Origin of the sequence: Nonomuraea aridisoli, assembly GCF_003236395.1 — a bacterium.
Taxonomy (GTDB): domain Bacteria; phylum Actinomycetota; class Actinomycetes; order Streptosporangiales; family Streptosporangiaceae; genus Nonomuraea; species Nonomuraea aridisoli.
The window spans coordinates 1-986 of record NZ_POUD01000593.1; the positions used below are offsets into that span (position 1 = coordinate 1).

The following is a 986-nucleotide window of genomic DNA, read 5'->3' on the forward strand; positions in this document are numbered from 1 at the left end:
CCCGGCGACCAGCCCCGCCAGCAGCGGCGGCCCCACCACGCCCTCCGGGCGGGCGAAGCGCCGCATCGCGATCAGCAGCCCGGCGAACGCCAGCGCGGGCAGCACGTCGCGCAGCCCGTCGATCCTGACCAGCACCGCGAGGCCCAGCACCAGCCCGGCCAGCAGCCCGCGCAGCCGCCGCCCCGACGTGCCGGTGAGCGCGTCGTAGGCCAGCGCCAGCCCGCCGAACAGCAGGATCAGCGACGGGATCTCGCTGAACGTCGTACGCGAGGTGTAGAGGATGGGCTGGCTCACGGCGACCGCCACGGCGGCGACCACCGCCCAGCGCGCCCCCACCAGCCGTGCCACCACGCCCGCCACGGTCAGCACGGCCAGCGCGCCGAGCACCGCCGGGACCACGAAGGGCGCGCCCAGCCAGTGGCCGATCGCGAACAACATCGGCGCGCCCGGCATGAACTGCGGCAGCACCGAGCCCTTGACGTCGTAGAAACCGATGCTGACGAAGTCCAGCCAGGGGTCCACGCCGCCGAACGCCTCGGCCTGCGGCGGGATGGGCAGCGAGCCGTGGGCGGCGATCCAGTCGGCGTACAGGGCGTACGTAGCGGGGTCGCGCCGGACGGCGAGCTGCTCGCTGTGCATGACGCCGTTGAACACGCCCGACGCCACGGCCACCGCCAGGATGCCCGCGATCTGCAGCGACGTCGCCTCGACGACCTTGCCGAGCCGCCGCGTGCCGAGCACGCCCAGCACGGCCGCGGCCGCCACGCCGAGCAGCGCGACCGGCACGGCTCCGAACCGGCCGAGCATCAACAGCGGCAGCCCCGCCAGCAGCCACCCCGCCACGGCCAACGCCGGCAGCACAGTGATCGCGGCGAGTATCCGGCCGGATCGATCCACTTCCATCGATCAGTGAGCGTATCCAACCCAACCCCTCACCCCCACCGGCGCGAAGTCATGGGTTGGCGAAAATCGGCGGTACCGTACGC

General features: G+C 73.5%; 1 protein-coding gene. It reads right to left on the reverse strand.

Features of this window, described 5'->3' with window-relative positions:
- On the reverse strand, positions 1–903 hold a 903-nt coding region (locus C1J01_RS48290), incomplete at its 3' end, for a glycosyltransferase family 39 protein (RefSeq protein WP_181449385.1).
- Between the last annotated feature and the right edge of the window lie 83 nt (positions 904–986).